This is a genomic window from Agromyces cerinus, assembly GCF_016907835.1.
GTDB lineage: Bacteria > Actinomycetota > Actinomycetes > Actinomycetales > Microbacteriaceae > Agromyces > Agromyces nitratus.
In genome coordinates this window covers 1,917,864-1,932,706 of sequence record NZ_JAFBCT010000001.1, presented here as the reverse complement: position 1 = coordinate 1,932,706, position 14,843 = coordinate 1,917,864, and the positions used below count along the sequence as shown (strand labels likewise).

Here is a 14,843-nt window from a genome sequence, read left to right as displayed (position 1 = left end):
ACCACTCACGAAAGCCAGGTCTCCTCTCATGTCAGGCACCTCCCTCGTCTCCGCCCGCGAGCGGGCCATCGCCGTGCTCGGCGGTGAGCCCGACGATGCGACCCTGCGGCGCTACCTGCACGGCATCGCAGGCGTCGACGCCGTCGGCCTCGAGCAGCGCGCCGCCGGGCTCGGCACCCGTTCGATCAAGACGAGCTCCAAGAAATGGGCGCTCGACCGCATCATCGAGCTGATCGACCTCACGACCCTCGAAGGCGCCGACACCCCCGGCAAGGTGCGCTCGCTCGTCGCGAAGGCGGTCACTCCCGACCCGTCCGACCCCTCGACGCCCCGCGTCGCGGCCGTCTGCGTCTACGGCGACATGGTGCCGTACGCGGTCGAAGCCCTCGGCGGCGCGCACGGCGACCCCGACGACGGCCTGATCTCGGTCGCCGCGGTGGCCACGGCCTTCCCGAGCGGCCGCGCCTCGCTCGACATCAAGCTCGCCGACACCGCCGAGGCGGTCGCAGCAGGTGCCGACGAGATCGACATGGTCATCGACCGCGGTGCGTTCCTCTCCGGCCGATACGGCCTCGTCTTCGACCAGATCGCCGCCGTGAAGGCCGCCTGCGCCCGACCCGACGGCACGAGCGCGAGCCTCAAGGTGATCCTCGAGACCGGCGAACTCGTCACCTACGACAACGTGCGCCGCGCATCGTGGCTCTCGATCCTCGCGGGCGGCGACTTCATCAAGACGTCGACCGGCAAGGTGGCCCCGGCGGCGACGCTGCCCGTCACCCTCCTCATGCTCGAGGTCGTGCGCGACTGGCACCTCGCGACTGGCCAGCGCATCGGCGTGAAGCCGGCCGGTGGCATCCGCTCGTCGAAAGACGCCATCAAGTACCTCGTGACGGTCGCCGAGACCGTCGGCGAAGACTGGCTGCAACCGCACCTCTTCCGCTTCGGCGCCTCGAGCCTCCTCAACGACGTGCTGCTGCAGCGGCAGAAGATCGCGACCGGGCACTACTCCGGCGCCGACTACGTGACGATCGACTGAGACGGACATCATGAGCTTCCTCGACTACGCACCCGCCCCCGAGTCGCGGGCGATCCTCTCGCTCCGCGACAGCTACGGCCTCTTCATCGACGGCGAGTTCGTCGACGGCCGCGGCGAACCGTTCCAGACCATCAGCCCGGCGAGCGAAGAGCGCATCGCGATGATCGCCAACGCGAACACCGCCGACGTCGACGCCGCGGTGGCCGCCGCCCGCCGCGCCTACGACCGCACCTGGTCGAAGATGAGCGGGCGCGATCGCGGCAAGTACCTCTTCCGCATCGCCCGCCTCGTGCAGGAGCGGGCCCGCGAGCTCGCGGTCGCCGAGTCGCTCGACAACGGCAAGCCGATCAAGGAGTCGCGCGACGTCGACGTGCCCCTCGTCGCCGCCTGGTTCTTCTACTACGCGGGCTGGGCCGACAAGCTCGATCACGCCGGCCTCGGCGCGAACCCCCGCTCGCTCGGCGTCGCCGCGCAGGTGATCCCGTGGAACTTCCCGCTGCTGATGCTCGCGTGGAAGATCGCCCCGGCGCTCGCCGCCGGCAACACCGTCGTGCTGAAGCCCGCAGAGACGACGCCGCTGACGGCGCTCATCTTCGCCGAGATCCTGCAGCAGGCCGAGCTGCCCGCCGGTGTCGTGAACATCATCACGGGGGCAGGTGACACCGGCGCAGCGCTCGTCGCGCACGAGGGCGTCGACAAGGTCGCCTTCACCGGATCGACCGGCGTGGGCCGGGCGATCGCCAAGCAGGTCGCCGGCACCGACAAGAAGGTCACGCTCGAGCTGGGTGGCAAGGCCGCGAACATCGTCTTCGACGACGCACCCATCGACCAGGCCATCGAGGGCATCGTCAACGGCATCTTCTTCAACCAGGGGCACGTCTGCTGCGCAGGCTCGCGCCTCCTCGTGCAGGAGAACATCCACGACGAGGTCGTCGAGCGACTGAAGCTGCGCCTCTCGACGCTGCGCCTCGGCGACCCGCTCGACAAGAACACCGACATCGGCGCGATCAACTCCAAGGAGCAGCTCGAGCGCATCCGCACGCTCTCCGACATCGGCGTGGCCGAGGGTGCCGAGCGCTGGACCGCGCCCTGCGACATCCCCGAGAACGGCTTCTGGTTCGCACCGACGATCTTCACGGGCGTGCAGACCTCGAGCCGCATCGCCCGCGAGGAGATCTTCGGCCCGGTGCTGTCGGTGCTGACGTTCCGCACTCCGGCCGAGGCCATCGCGAAGGCGAACAACACCCCTTATGGCCTCTCGGCGGGCATCTGGACCGACAAGGGCAGTCGCATCCTCGCGGTCGCCGACCAGTTGCGCGCCGGCGTGATCTGGGCGAACACCTTCAACCGCTTCGACCCCGCGTCGCCCTTCGGCGGCTACAAGGAGTCGGGCTACGGCCGCGAGGGCGGCCGCCACGGGCTCGGCGCCTATCTCGCGCCCGCCCCGATCGGCCAGTCGTCGACGAGCCGTGCGGCGATCGCAGCCGGGTCGTCGACCGCGGCCGTCGAAGCGGATGCCTCGGCGCCCGCGAAGCGCTCGCGGGCCGCGAAGCCCGCGCGAACGCTCAAGACCTCCACGAAGGGATCGAAGCGATGAGCCGCCTCGCCGTGCCGAAGACGTACAAGCTCTACATCGGGGGAGCGTTCCCGCGCAGCGAGTCGGGCCGCACCTACGAGGTGCTCGCGGCCGACGGCTCGTTCCTCGCGAACGCCGCGCTGGCCTCCCGCAAAGACGCCCGCGACGCGGTCGTCGCCGCACGGGCCGCCGTCTCGGGCTGGTCGGGCGCCACTGCGTACAACCGCGGCCAGGTGCTCTACCGCATCGCCGAGCTCCTCGAGGGGCGTCGGGCGCAGTTCGTCGCCGAGATCGAGGAGGCCGAGGGGGTCACGCGCGCCGCGGCATCCGCTCAGGTCGACGAGGCGATCGACCGCTGGGTCTGGTACGCGGGATGGGCCGACAAGTTCGCCCAGGTCGTCGGCAACGCGAACCCGGTCGCCGGGCCGTACTTCAACATCTCGGTGCCCGAGCCCACGGGCGTCGTGGCGGTCGTCGTGCCGCAGGACTCCTCGCTCCTCGGCTTCGTCTCGGCCGTGGCGCCGGCGCTCGTCGCCGGCAACTCCGTCGTGGCGGTCGCGAGCGAGCGGTTCCCGCTGTCGGCGATCAGCCTCTCCGAGGTGCTCGCCACGAGCGACGTGCCGAAGGGTGTCGTCAACGTGCTCACGGGTTCGCCGGCCGAGATCGCGCCGTGGCTCGCGAGCCACGCCGACGTCAACGCGCTCGACCTCGTGGGCGCGGGCGCGCTCGACTGGGTCTCGCTCGAGATCGACGCGGCAGACACACTGAAGCGCGTGCTGCGACCGGAGTCGGGCGCGGATGCCGCAGCGCCGGCACTCGGTCGCATCGCCGCGTTCACCGAGACCAAGACGGTCTGGCACACGAAGAGCCTGCGATAGGAGCACGATGTCCGGACGCAATGGCGCGTCAGACGAACGGGGCCGGCTCGCGACCGACCCCTTCGAGTACCGAATCACGAAGCAGGGCGGCATGATCGTCTCGCGTGGCGGTCATGCGGTGATGACCGTCGGCGGACGCGAGGCCGCACGACTCGTCGCCGCGCTGCAGCGCGCCGACGAGACGCAGGCGCAGCACCTGCTGGCCCGGGCGAGCGGCAACTATCGACGGGGCAACGAACGTTCGTAGGCCGTTCGCCACCGGGTGAGGAGGTTGCGCATGCGCGTGCTGGTGACTGGAGCGACCGGCTACATCGGCGGACGCCTCGTGCCCAGGCTGCTCGCCGCCGGGTACGAGGTCCGCGTGCTCGCACGCCGGGCCGAACGCCTCCGCGATGTGCCGTGGCGCGATCAGGTCGACGTCGTCGAGGGCGATCTGGCCGATCGGGCGTCCGTCGACGTTGCGACCAGGGGCGTCGACGTCGTCTACTACCTGGTGCACTCGATGGGCGGGCACGGGGACTTCGAGTCGACCGAGCTGCGCATCGCCGCGAATGTCGCGACGGCCGCGCGCGAGCACGGCGTCGGCCGTCTCGTCTACCTCGGCGGGCTGCACCCCGCTGGTGAGCGCCTGTCGCGGCACCTGCGCTCGCGCACGCGGGTCGGCGAGATCCTCCTCGCCTCCGGCGTGCCGACGATCGCGTTGCAGGCCGGAGTGATCATCGGCTCGGGGTCGACGTCGTTCGAGATGATCCGCCACCTCACCGAGGTGCTCCCGTACATGCCCGCGCCGCGCTGGGTGCGCAGCTTCATCCAGCCGATCGCGGTGCGCGACGTGCTGTACTACCTGATCGCCGCCGCCGAGGTGCCACTCGATGCGAGTCGTGCCTTCGACATCGGCGGCCCCGAGATCCTCCGGTACGGGCAGCTCATGAATGGGTACGCGGTCGAGGCGGGTCTGCCGCAGCGACCGATCGCGGCGCTCCCGGTACTGACGCCATGGCTCGCGGGGCAGTGGGTCAACCTCGTGACTCCGATTCCGCGTCGCATCGCCGTGCCGATCATCGAATCGCTCCAATTCGACTGCGTGATGCACGACCACGACATCGACCGGGTGATTCCGCCGCCACCGGAAGGGCTGCATCCCTACCGGGTCGCGGTGCGGTTGGCACTTGAGCGGGAACGAGCCGGTGAGGTCGAGACGAGCTGGCGCAACGCCGAGGTGGCCGGGGCCCCGAGCGACCCACTGCCGAGCGATCCCCAGTGGGCGGGGCACACGGTCTATCTCGACGCACGGGAGCGGCGGACTTCCGCTCCTTCGCGCGAACTCTGGCGCGTCATCGAGGGCGTGGGGGGTGAGAACGGATGGTACTCGTTCCCACTCGCCTGGGCGGTGCGCGGGTGGGCGGACAAGCTCACCGGAGGGGTCGGTCTCCGACGGGGGCGGCGCGATCCCGAGACGCTGCACGTCGGCGACGCCGTCGACTTCTGGCGCGTCGAGGCGATCGACCGTGGGAGCTTCCTCCGACTTCGTGCCGAGATGCGGGTGCCGGGGCGGGCGTGGCTGGAGCTCGAGGCGCGGTCGGCGCCGGGCGGTGCCGAGTACCGCCAGCGCGCGGTGTTCTTCCCGAAGGGCCTCTCGGGTCGCCTCTACTGGTGGGCGATCTTCCCCTTCCACGGCATCATCTTCGCGGGCATGGCGAACCGCATCACGGCCGAGGCCGAGGCCGCGGCGCTCCGCGTCGATCCTCGTGACGCCGTGGAATGACCTGGCGGTGGCTGCCGGAGCCGCGCGACCCGCGAACGGGAGGTAACGAAACGGTAACGGCGTTGCTAGAGTGACCTGCACCGCTCGCGCAACGTCGCGCGAACGGTGGAAAGGCCCGACCCGTGCTTCACCCGCTCGACACCCTCGCTTCGGCGAGGGTGCGCCGGCGGCCCGCCCAGGCCGTCCGCGCGATCTCCGAACCCCGACCTGCAGCACCGACCGCCGCTCGACGGCTCACCTTCGACCCGCCTTCGCGCGGCCCGAGAGCCGTGCTCGCGGGTCTCGCGGTGGCTGTGCTCGCCGGCGTGCTGCTCTTCGCACAGGTGCCCCCGACCGTGTACGCCATCGACGTCTTCGGGGCGCTGCGGGAGCCCGGGGAACCGGCGTTCACCGTCGGACACCGCGGCGACCGGGCCGCGGCGCCCGAGAACACGATGCCCTCGCTCGAACTCGCGATGGACGAACTCGCCTTTGTCGAGACCGACGTGCAGCTCACGCGCGACGGGGTGCCCGTGCTGTTCCACGACACGACACTCGAGCGCATCACGGGAGACACCCGGTCGATCGGCGAGCTCGATGCTGCCACGGTCGAACGGCTCGATGTCGGTGCCTGGTACGGCGAGGAGTTCGCGGGCACCCGCATCCCGACGCTCGACGCCTTTCTCGAGGCCCTCGCCGAACGCGACGAAGCGCGGGCCCTCATCGAGCTGAAGGCCGATTGGGGTGCAGCGGGCATTCGTGCGGTGACCGGACTCATCGAGCTCCACGGGCTTCGTGGGCGGGTCGTGCTGCAGAGCTTCAGCCTCGAGACGCTCTTCGCGCTGCAGCGCGTCGCGCCGACGATTCCCCGCATCATGCTGATCCGGGAGCTGCCGGCGAATCCGGTGCCGCTGGCCGAGCGGCTCGGGGTCATCGGGTTCGGCACGACCGTGGAATCCGTGACCGCCGAACCGGCCGCACTCGTGGCCCTGCACGAGGCCGGCGTCGCGGTGCTCTGCTACACGCTCAACAGTCACGAGCACTGGGAGGAGGTGAGCGCGCTCGGCGTCGACGGCATCATCACCGACGAGCCGAGCGAGCTCGACGACTGGCTGGCGGTCACCGCGCCGGGCACGTGATGCGCGCAGTGCGTGTGATGAAAGTGCGCTGAAAGGCGCCCGTCCCACGATGTCTCTCGACCAGACGAGAGCGATCGGAGCGGGCATGCGCACGAGGTATCGACGAAGCAGCAGTGGCAGTGGGCAGAGCGGAGGCGCAGCGGGCGCGCCGCTCTCCCGGGCTCGCATGGTGGTGGTCTGCCTCGCGCTGCTGCTCGAGGGCATGAGCGCATCGGGCATCAACGTGCAGATCGCCGCGATGCGCGACGAGGTCGGCATCGGCTCGGCCGAACTGGCGCTCGTGGCGAGCGCGTTCCTGATCGCCTACGCCGGGCTCCTGCCGATCGCCGGCTCCCTCGCCGACACGCTCGATCGACGTCGCGTGTTCCTGCTCGGCATCGCCCTGTTCGGCGTCGGATGCCTCGTCTGCGCGTTCGCTCCCGAAGCGTGGGTGCTCGTCGCCGGGCGCCTCGTGCAGGGCGCGGGTGCGGCCCTCAGCGCTCCCGCGGCGCTCGCCCTCATCACCGAGGGGCTTCCGAGCGGTGCGGCGAGGAACCGGGCGGTCGCACTGTACGGCGCGATGGGCGCCGTCGGCTTCTCGCTCGGTCTCGTCGTGCCGGGTGTCGTGGTGACGCTGTTCGGCTGGCGGGCGAGCTTCCTGGTCTCGATCCCGGTGGTGCTCGCGGTGCTCGCGGCGACCTGGCGCATTCGCGCCGGCCGAACCCGATCGACGGAGCGTCCCGATGTCTTGGGAGCCGTGCTGCTGACTGCCGGGCTCATGATCGGTGTTCACCTCGTCGGGGCGATCGGACGCATGTCGGCGCTCGTCGCCGGCATCGAGCTCGCCGTGTTCGGGGTCGTCGTGATCGCGCTCATCGCCAGGAGGGGCGTGCGGGGGTTCCCGAGCGGGGTCGTGCGTTCGCCGGGCGTGCGCTCGGCGTGCCTCGCGCTCGCCGGCGTGTTCGCCGGCGTCGTCGCGTCGATGTACGTGCTGAGCCTCGGGCTCGTCGAGAGCGGCGCGACGGCGCTCGTCGTCGCGCTTCTCATCCTGCCCCAGCCGCTGGCATTCAGCATGCTGGCGGGTACCGGTGCCAGGCTCGTGACCCGCATCGGCGCCCGGCCCACGGTGGCCATCGGTGCCGCGGTCCTCGTGGCGAGCCTCGCGTGGCTCGGATTCGTCGGTCTCGCCGTGCCGCCATGGGTCGGAGTCCTGCCCGCGATGCTCGGCGTGGGGTGCTCGCTCGCCCTGGCGTTCCCGGCCGTTTCGGTCGCCGCGGTCGATGCCGCACCTGAAGAGGCCCGCGCCACCACCGCCGGACTGCTGACGACGGCGCAGAACATCGGCGGCGCGGTCGGCATCGCCCTCGTGACGACGGCCGGCCTCGTGCCCGGCGTCGGGGAGCCGGTCGGCATCGAACCGGCGATGTTCGTCTCGGCGCTGTTCGTGGTCGTCGCTATGGTGGCGGCGGCCGGAGTCGGCGCGGCGCGACACCGAAGCCGGCAGACGCAGACGGAGGCGGGAGCTACGCGATGAGCCTCGTCATCGCCACCGATCTCGACGGCACGATCGCGTTCGACAACCGCCGCCCTGATCGCCTCATCCGCGCCGTGCTCTCCCGGTTGGTGTTCGGCTACGACGCGCGGCTCGTCGTGGCGACGGCCCGATCGCCGCGAGTGCTCGAGGCCTGGTTCGGTTCGCTCGGACCGTTCATCAGCGGGGTGTGCTGCAACGGGGCGCTGGTCAGCGAAGGCGGACGCGAGGTGCATCGTGCTGCGCTCCTGCCGGAGCTCGTGAGGGAGGTCGCGCTCGCCCTCGGAGCGGTCGATGCCGCATTCTGCCTCGACTACGGCGACGGGTTCGTCGAGAGCCGGCCGGGGGCACTGCCGTGGATGGGCGAGCGCGCTCGCCGGGCGATGCCGGAGGGCGGGCCGCGGCTCGACGGGGTCGTGAAACTCTGCGTCGCCGACGGCGCCGGCAGGGCGCCGGAACTCACGGCGTTGGCCGGGGGCCGGGCCGAGGTGTTCCCGCACGCGACGGGAGACGCCGACGTCGTCGCCGCCGGCACGAACAAGGCGAACGGGCTCGCCCGCATTCTCGCGGACGACGACGTCGTGCTCGCCCTCGGCAACGACCTGAACGATCTGGAGCTGCTGCGCTCGGCCGATCGTGCGGTCGTGGTCGGCACCGGGCTGCCCGGGATCGAACGCCTCGGCCACGTGGTTCGCACGCCGGCCGACATCGGCAGGATCGCGGCCACGCTGATGTCGGAGGCACGCGGACTGGCGCCGTGGATGCCGCGAGCGCGCCTGGCGTGAGCGCGCCCGGCGCGAGGGCGGGCCCGGTGGTCTGCGACCCCGCGGCCGCCGATCACGGCTCGATCGGAGCAGTCGCGCCGTTCCGCAGTCGCTCGCCGATCGCCATCGCCTCCTCGAGGAGACGAGCCGACTCCTCGGGCGCTCGCCCTTCGCGGAGCTCGGCGAGCGCGCGCAGGGCAGGCGCCAGCTGAGCGAGCGATCCGCTCCGTCTGCTCGCTTCGATCGCCGCCTCGAACATGCGCTCGGCCTCGTCGGGCGTTCCGCTCGCGGAGAGCGCTCGGCCGAGCACCTCCGCCGACCAGCCCTCCATCTCCAGGTCGTCGATGCTCCGCGCGAGTTCGTGGGCACGGCGGGCGATGCGCACCGACTCGGCCGTCGAGCCGAGTCCGAGCTTCGCGTCGGCGAGCGCCCGGAGGCCGAGGCAGCGAACGCGCTCCGAGCCGATCCGGTCGGCCGCCTCGAGCGCGAGCCGACTCGCCGCCTCCGCCGCCTCGTGGTCGCCGAGCGCGTTGTGGGCGAGCGCGAGGTTGCCGTGCCCGAGGCCGAGACGGGCGACGTCGCCGACCTCGGCGTTGATCTGCACGGCCTCCTCGAGGCGTTCCACTGCGCGGGCCGGGTCGCCGAGCAGCCGCTCCATCTCGGCGATGTTGTTCAGCGCGATCGCCGCCCCGGTGGGGTCGCCGAGTCGGCGGCTCAACTCGAGCGCACGGGTGAGGCGTCTGGTGGCGGACGGGTAGTCGATGATGTGCGCGTCGTGCGAGCCGAGCAGTCGCAGCGCAGTTGCCTGCCCGAGCAGGTCGTCGCGACGGGTGGTGCGCTCCAGCAGGTCGGAGAACAGGAGCCGTGCCTCGGCCAGCCATCCCTGCGCAGCCAGATACGGGCGGAGCCGGAGCACGATCGCGATCGCCCGTGCGTCCGACTCCGGTCCGGTCGCCCTGACGACCGCGGCGATCGCACCGTGCTCGTCGTCGAGCCAGGCGCGCGCAGCCACGGCGTCGGGGAACGGGCCGGCGCGGGTGGCGGGGGAGACCTCGTTCACTGCGGCGTCGTCGGGTTCGCGGGCGTCACTCGCCGTCGGCATCGGTCCCCATCTGGGCACGAGCACCGCCGCGGCATCGGCGCAGCCGGCGGCGTAGTACGCGAGGAGGCGGTCGTGGGCATCGGCTTCCGCACCGGCTCCGTGTTCGGCCTCCGAGAGCTCCCGGGCGTACGCCCGCAGCAGGTCGTGCTGGGTGTGCCGACCGCGTTCGTCGACGTCCACGAGATGCACGCGCCTGAGGGAACGCAGATCGGTGCGTGCATCACCGGGGTCGCCGCCGATGACGGCGACGACGGCGGCTTCGGGCGCGCCCTGATCGGGGAGGCGCCCGAGCAGCCGGAACACCCGTCGCACCCGCGGGTCGAGGGCTTCGTACGACCAGGACAGCACCGTGCGCAGGCCCGACCGGGAGTCGTCGCCGGTGTCCAGCCGATCGAGGTGGTCGCGGTGGGCGTCGAGGTCGTCGGCGAGCCGTTCGACGCCGTGCCCATGGGTGACGGCGATGCGCGCGGCGATCTGCAGGGCGAGCGGCAGGCCGGCGCACTGCGCGGCGAGGCGTTCCGCTTCGGCCCGGCGCACCCGATCCGGCACCAGCGTGCGGATCAGTTCGACGGCGGCGTCGCGGTCGAGGGCGGCGAGCTCGACGTGGTGGACGGGAACATGCACGCCGAGCCCGACGAGCCCTTCGCGACTCGTGACGACGACCACGGGACCCTCGCCGGGCAGCAGGGGCCGCACCTGGTCGACCGATCTCGCGTTGTCGAGCACGATCACCATCCGCCGGTCGTGCACGAGACTGCGGAAGAGGGCCGCGAGCTCCTCGACGTCGCTGGGGACGTTCCACCGGTAGCCGAGTGCCCGCACGAAGCCCGCGAGCACGTCGCTCGTGGCGCGCGGACGTGTCTCGCTGAAGCCGCGGAGGTCGACGAACAGGCTGCCGTCAGCGAAGTGCCGTCGCGCCCGGCGTGCCCAGCCGAGGGCGAGCGCCGTCTTGCCGGCGCCCGCCGTGCCCGAGATGACCGCGATGCCTGCTGCATCCATCGAGGTCAGCAGATCGAGCCGTTCGAGTTCGGCGTCGCGGCCGACGAGGGTGCCGGCGGCCGGCAGCTGTCGGGGTGCAGGCGTTGGATCGAGCGCGTCGCCCGACACGAGGCGCCGGTGCAGCTCGTCGATCTCGGCGCCGGGATCGATGCCGAGTTCCTCGGCGAGCGCCGAGCGGAGCGAGAAGTAGGCGTCGATCGCGTCGGCCTGGCGCCCGGAGCGGGCCAGCGCGATCATGTGCAGGGCGACGAGCTCTTCGTCGAGCGGGTCTGCCGCGACCGCCGCGCCGATCTCGGCGAGGAGCCCGGCCGGATCGTCGCGTTCGAGCTCGGCGCGGAGCACTCGGTGCTGCACGGTCCGCTGCGCGTCGCGGGCGCGCACGCGTGCGGACTCGAACGCTTCGCCGTCGAACCCGTCGAACGCGGGGCCACGTACCAGCGCGAGAGCGGCACGACCCCGATCGGATGCCACGAGGCGCTCGAACTCGGCGGTGTCGAGTTCGTCGTCACCGGCGATGAGCCGGTAGCCGTCGGGCTCGCGCAGGAGGCGGTCGGCGTCGTCGAGCGTCGCTCGCAGTCGGTGCACGAGCAGCTGGAGCCGGGCGGCGGTTCCGTCGTCGCCCCAGAGCAGCTCGCTCAACCGGTCGTCGGTCACGCGGGCCCCGTCGGCGACCAGGAGGGCGGCGAGCAGGGTGCGCGTGCGGACTCCGCGCGGCGTGATGTCGCGACCGTCGAGACGCACCACGAGCGGACCCAGCACCTCGAAGCGCATGGTCATGAGGCATGCCACCACCGACACCACATCGCCCGGAGTCTACCGAATCTCCCCCCGTTCGGGGGTCAATCGGTGGTGACGGTGAGACCGAGGGCCGCAGCGGCGTCGGCGAAGACGCCGTGCATGGCGGGGGAGAAGAGCACGAAGCGGATGAGCTCCGGCGCCGGTGAAGCAGCCGCCGTCGAGAGCGCCACGCGCGCGGCATCCGCTGCGGGCCATCCGTAGACGCCGGCCGAGACGGCGGGGAGGGCGACGGAGGCGGCTCCGAGCGACTCGGCGAGGCCGAGCGAGTTGCGGTAGGCGTCGGCGAGCAGCGCTCGCCTGGCGTCGGCCTCGGGGCCGTCGCCGGGCCAGACCGGGCCGACCGTGTGGATGACCCAGCGCGCGGGAAGCCGGCCCGCGGTCGTCGCGACGGCCTCGCCGGTCGGCAGGCCGTCTGGCAGGTCGGTCGCGCGAAGGCGCCGGCACTCGGCGAGGATCTCGGGACCGCCCGCCGCATGGATCGCGCCGTCGACACCGCCGCCGCCGAGCAGCGAGGAGTTGGCCGCGTTCACGATGGCGTCGACCTGCTGCACGGTGATGTCGCCCGTGACCAGCTCGATGCGCGGCATCCGCTCGCCTACCCCCGGTTGTTGGAGAGCTCGAAGATGCGCACGAGTTCGGCCACGGCGGCGTCGCGCTGCTCACCGCCGGCGTCGTACATCTCGGTCACGTGCGTGCGCAGGTGGTTCTCGACGAGGAGCTTGTTGAGGGAGCCGAGCGACTTCTGCACGGCCAGGGAGAGCGTGATGATGTCGACGCAGTAGTCGTCGTTGTCGATCATCTTCTCGATGCCGCGCAGCTGGCCCTCGATGATCTTCGTGCGGTGCAGTGCGCGCTTCTTGATGTCCTCGATCACCTCAACAGGATACCCCGTTTGCGCCAGATACCCCAGGGGGGTACTGTTGGGACTCGGCCCTCGACCAAGGAGACATGGATGACGCTGCAGCACGAGACCCGCACGATCGACCTCGGCATCGAGGGCATGACCTGTGCGAGCTGCGTCGGGAGGGTCGAGAAACGGCTCGGCAGGCTCGACGGCGTCGAGGCCGAGGTCAACCTCGCGACCGAGAAGGCGCGCGTGCGGTTCCCGGCGACGACGTCGATCGACGACCTCGTCGAGGCGGTGCGCCAGGCGGGCTACACCGCCCATGTGCCGGCCGCTCCCGCCGCCGAACCGGACTTCGGCGACCAGGGCGCAGACGTCACGCTCCCGCCGTCTCTGCGCGGCGCGTCGGCCACCGGTTCCGACCTCGTCACGGATGCCGCGGGGCGGGCGAGTGCTGCGGCATCCGACCCGCTCATGACCCGTCTCGTGGTGTCGGCCGCACTCACCGTGCCCGTCGTGCTGCTCGCGATGGTGCCCGCGCTGCAGTTCACCTACTGGCAGTGGTTCTCGCTCATGCTCGCGGCGCCGGTCGTCGTCTGGGGCGGCTGGCCGTTCCACCGCGCAGCGGCGGTGAACCTGCGCCACGGCTCGATGACGATGGACACGCTGGTCTCGCTCGGCACGCTCACCGCGTTCGCCTGGTCGCTCTGGTCGCTCTTCTTCGGGCACGCCGGCATGCCGGGCATGACGCACGAATGGACCTTCGGGGTGCGGGGCACCCCGGGCGGCGACATCTACCTCGAGGTGGCGGCGGGCGTCATCACGATCCTGCTGCTCGGGCGCGTGCTCGAGCACCGTTCGAAGCGGCGCGCAGGCCAGTCGCTGCGCACCCTCCTCGAACTCGCGCCGCGCGAGGTCTCGGTGCTGCGCGGCGAGGGCGCCGAGGAACGCGAGGAGCGGGTGCCGATCGCGGCGCTCCGCCCCGGCGACCGCTTCGTCGTGCGCCCCGGCGAGCGCATCGCCGCGGACGGTGTCGTGGTGCGCGGCGAGGCCGGCGTCGACGAGAGCATGCTGACCGGCGAGCCCGCGCCCGTGGACGTGGCACCCGGAACCTCGGTGACCGCGGCGACCATCGTGCACGGCGGCAGCCTCGTCGTGGCGGCCGAGCGCGTCGGCACCGACACCCGGCTCGCGCAGATCGCGCGCCTCGTCGAGGACGCGCAGCTCGGCAAGTCGCGCGCCCAGCGCCTCGCCGACCGCATCTCGGCGGTGTTCGTGCCGATCGTCATCGCGCTCGCCGCGGCGACCGCGATCGTCTGGGTCGCCACCGGCAGCCCGGTCGAGCAGGCCATCACCGCGGCGGTCGCCGTTCTCGTCATCGCCTGCCCCTGCGCGCTCGGCCTCGCGACGCCGATGGCGATCCTCGTCGGCACCGGGCGGGGCGCCGAACGCGGCATCCTCATCACCGGACCGGAAGCGCTCGACCGTGCGGGCGACGTCGACACGATCCTCCTCGACAAGACCGGCACCCTGACCACCGGCCGCATGAGCCTCACCGGTGTGACGCCCGCCGACGGCGCGGAGGGTGGCGAGAGCGTTGAGGGCGCCGCCGCCCTGGATCTCGCTGCAGCGCTCGAGCGCGGCTCCGAGCACCCGGTCGCGCGGGCGATCGTCGACGGGGCGGATGCCTCGGGCTCGGCGTGGCGCGGCCTGCAGGTGCACGACTTCCGGGCCCACGCCGGGCTCGGTGTCTCGGGCGTCGTCGACGGGGTGCCCGCGGCGGCCGGGCGTCCGGCCTTCCTCGTCGAGCTCGGATACCGCATGCCGGCGGCACTCGAGGCGCGGGCAGCAGCCTCCGACCACACCCTCGTCGCCGTGGGATCCGCCGGCGAGGTGCAGGCGCTCGTCGAGGTCGGCGACCGGGTGCGCGACGGTGCCCGTGAAGCGGTCGACCGGCTCCGTGCGCTCGGGCTCCGTCCGGCGCTCGTGACCGGCGACGCCGAGCGCCCTGCCGCCCGGGTCGCCGCGGCGCTCGGCATCGACGAGGTCCACGCGGGAGTGAGCCCCGAGGGCAAGCTCGAGATCGTACGTCGCGAGCAGGCCGAGGGTCGCAGGGTCGCGATGGTCGGCGACGGGGTGAACGACGCCGCGGCGCTCGCGGCGGCCGACCTCGGCATCGCGATGGGCGGGGGCACCGACGCCGCGGCATCGGCGAGCGACCTCGCGCTCACGCGCGACGAGCCGGGGGCCATCGCCGACGCGATCTCCCTCGCCCGGGCGACGCTCCGCACGATCAAGGGCAACCTGTTCTGGGCATTCGCCTACAACGTGGCGGCGATCCCACTTGCGGCGGCGGGCTTCCTGAACCCGATGATCGCGGGCGCCGCGATGGCGTTCTCGAGCGTGTTCGTCGTGCTGAACAGCCTTCGTCTTCGCCGGGCATGAGCTGCGAC

General features: G+C 72.1%; 12 protein-coding genes. 9 read left to right on the top strand and 3 right to left on the bottom strand.

What is annotated here, in order from left to right:
- Window positions 1–28: 28 nt before the first annotated feature.
- The 8 genes from deoC to JOE59_RS08950 all read left to right on the top strand — a co-directional run bounded on the left by deoC (window position 29) and on the right by JOE59_RS08950 (window position 8,668).
- The gene (deoC, locus tag JOE59_RS08985) at window positions 29–1,036 is read left to right on the top strand and encodes a deoxyribose-phosphate aldolase (RefSeq protein WP_204459956.1); all 1,008 of its coding nucleotides are present in this window, start codon (window positions 29–31) and stop codon (window positions 1,034–1,036) included.
- A 10-nt stretch (window positions 1,037–1,046) separates the two neighbouring features.
- Window positions 1,047–2,633, top strand: coding sequence for an aldehyde dehydrogenase family protein (locus JOE59_RS08980; RefSeq protein ID WP_204459954.1), 1,587 nt, complete (start codon window positions 1,047–1,049; stop codon window positions 2,631–2,633).
- Entirely contained in the window at window positions 2,630–3,490 is an 861-nt protein-coding gene (locus tag JOE59_RS08975; protein ID WP_204459952.1) for an aldehyde dehydrogenase family protein, read from the top strand. The genes JOE59_RS08980 and JOE59_RS08975 overlap by 4 nt, the downstream gene beginning before the upstream one ends.
- A gap of 7 nt (window positions 3,491–3,497) precedes the next feature.
- Window positions 3,498–3,737 (top strand): hypothetical protein, encoded by a 240-nt coding sequence (locus tag JOE59_RS08970; protein ID WP_204459950.1) that lies wholly within the window; start codon window positions 3,498–3,500, stop codon window positions 3,735–3,737.
- A 30-nt stretch (window positions 3,738–3,767) separates the two neighbouring features.
- Window positions 3,768–5,255 carry an SDR family oxidoreductase gene (locus JOE59_RS08965; RefSeq protein WP_204459948.1) on the top strand — a complete coding sequence of 496 codons (1,488 nt, stop codon included), beginning with the start codon at window positions 3,768–3,770 and terminating at the stop codon, window positions 5,253–5,255.
- Between the two features lie 122 nt (window positions 5,256–5,377).
- Entirely contained in the window at window positions 5,378–6,373 is a 996-nt protein-coding gene (locus tag JOE59_RS08960; RefSeq protein ID WP_204459945.1) for a glycerophosphodiester phosphodiesterase, read from the top strand.
- 85 nt (window positions 6,374–6,458) lie between these two features.
- On the top strand, window positions 6,459–7,886 hold the full coding sequence (locus JOE59_RS08955) for an MFS transporter (protein WP_204459944.1): 1,428 nt from the start codon (window positions 6,459–6,461) through the stop codon (window positions 7,884–7,886).
- A complete protein-coding gene (locus JOE59_RS08950) occupies window positions 7,883–8,668 on the top strand; it encodes an HAD family hydrolase (RefSeq protein WP_204459943.1) in 786 nt (261 codons plus the stop codon). The genes JOE59_RS08955 and JOE59_RS08950 overlap by 4 nt, the downstream gene beginning before the upstream one ends.
- A gap of 52 nt (window positions 8,669–8,720) precedes the next feature.
- Here JOE59_RS08950 and JOE59_RS08945 read toward each other — a convergent pair whose 3' ends face one another.
- From JOE59_RS08945 to JOE59_RS08935, 3 genes are all read right to left on the bottom strand, one after another.
- On the bottom strand, window positions 8,721–11,525 hold the full coding sequence (locus tag JOE59_RS08945) for an AfsR/SARP family transcriptional regulator (protein WP_204459942.1): 2,805 nt from the start codon (window positions 11,523–11,525) through the stop codon (window positions 8,721–8,723).
- A 62-nt stretch (window positions 11,526–11,587) separates the two neighbouring features.
- Window positions 11,588–12,133, bottom strand: a complete 546-nt coding sequence (locus JOE59_RS08940; protein WP_204459941.1) for an O-acetyl-ADP-ribose deacetylase — start codon at window positions 12,131–12,133, stop codon at window positions 11,588–11,590.
- A gap of 8 nt (window positions 12,134–12,141) precedes the next feature.
- Window positions 12,142–12,420: a metal-sensitive transcriptional regulator gene (locus JOE59_RS08935; protein WP_074261209.1), complete on the bottom strand. Its 279-nt coding sequence runs from the start codon at window positions 12,418–12,420 to the stop codon at window positions 12,142–12,144.
- Between the two features lie 78 nt (window positions 12,421–12,498).
- Between JOE59_RS08935 and JOE59_RS08930 the strand changes: the two genes are divergently transcribed.
- Window positions 12,499–14,835: a heavy metal translocating P-type ATPase gene (locus tag JOE59_RS08930; protein ID WP_204459940.1), complete on the top strand. Its 2,337-nt coding sequence runs from the start codon at window positions 12,499–12,501 to the stop codon at window positions 14,833–14,835.
- The last annotated feature ends 8 nt before the right edge of the window (window positions 14,836–14,843 follow it).

Bases quoted from the DNA above. Each gene is read 5' to 3' on its own strand.
- JOE59_RS08955 (WP_204459944.1), top strand. From the start codon at position 6,459: ATGCGCACGAGGTATCGACGAAGCAGCAGTGGCAGTGGGCAGAGCGGA.
- JOE59_RS08950 (WP_204459943.1), top strand. From the start codon at position 7,883: ATGAGCCTCGTCATCGCCACCGATCTCGACGGCACGATCGCGTTCGAC.
- JOE59_RS08970 (WP_204459950.1), top strand. From the start codon at position 3,498: ATGTCCGGACGCAATGGCGCGTCAGACGAACGGGGCCGGCTCGCGACC.
- JOE59_RS08980 (WP_204459954.1), top strand. From the start codon at position 1,047: ATGAGCTTCCTCGACTACGCACCCGCCCCCGAGTCGCGGGCGATCCTC.
- deoC (WP_204459956.1), top strand. From the start codon at position 29: ATGTCAGGCACCTCCCTCGTCTCCGCCCGCGAGCGGGCCATCGCCGTG.
- JOE59_RS08975 (WP_204459952.1), top strand. From the start codon at position 2,630: ATGAGCCGCCTCGCCGTGCCGAAGACGTACAAGCTCTACATCGGGGGA.
- JOE59_RS08945 (WP_204459942.1), bottom strand. From the start codon at position 11,525: ATGACCATGCGCTTCGAGGTGCTGGGTCCGCTCGTGGTGCGTCTCGAC.
- JOE59_RS08965 (WP_204459948.1), top strand. From the start codon at position 3,768: ATGCGCGTGCTGGTGACTGGAGCGACCGGCTACATCGGCGGACGCCTC.
- JOE59_RS08940 (WP_204459941.1), bottom strand. From the start codon at position 12,133: ATGCCGCGCATCGAGCTGGTCACGGGCGACATCACCGTGCAGCAGGTC.
- JOE59_RS08930 (WP_204459940.1), top strand. From the start codon at position 12,499: ATGACGCTGCAGCACGAGACCCGCACGATCGACCTCGGCATCGAGGGC.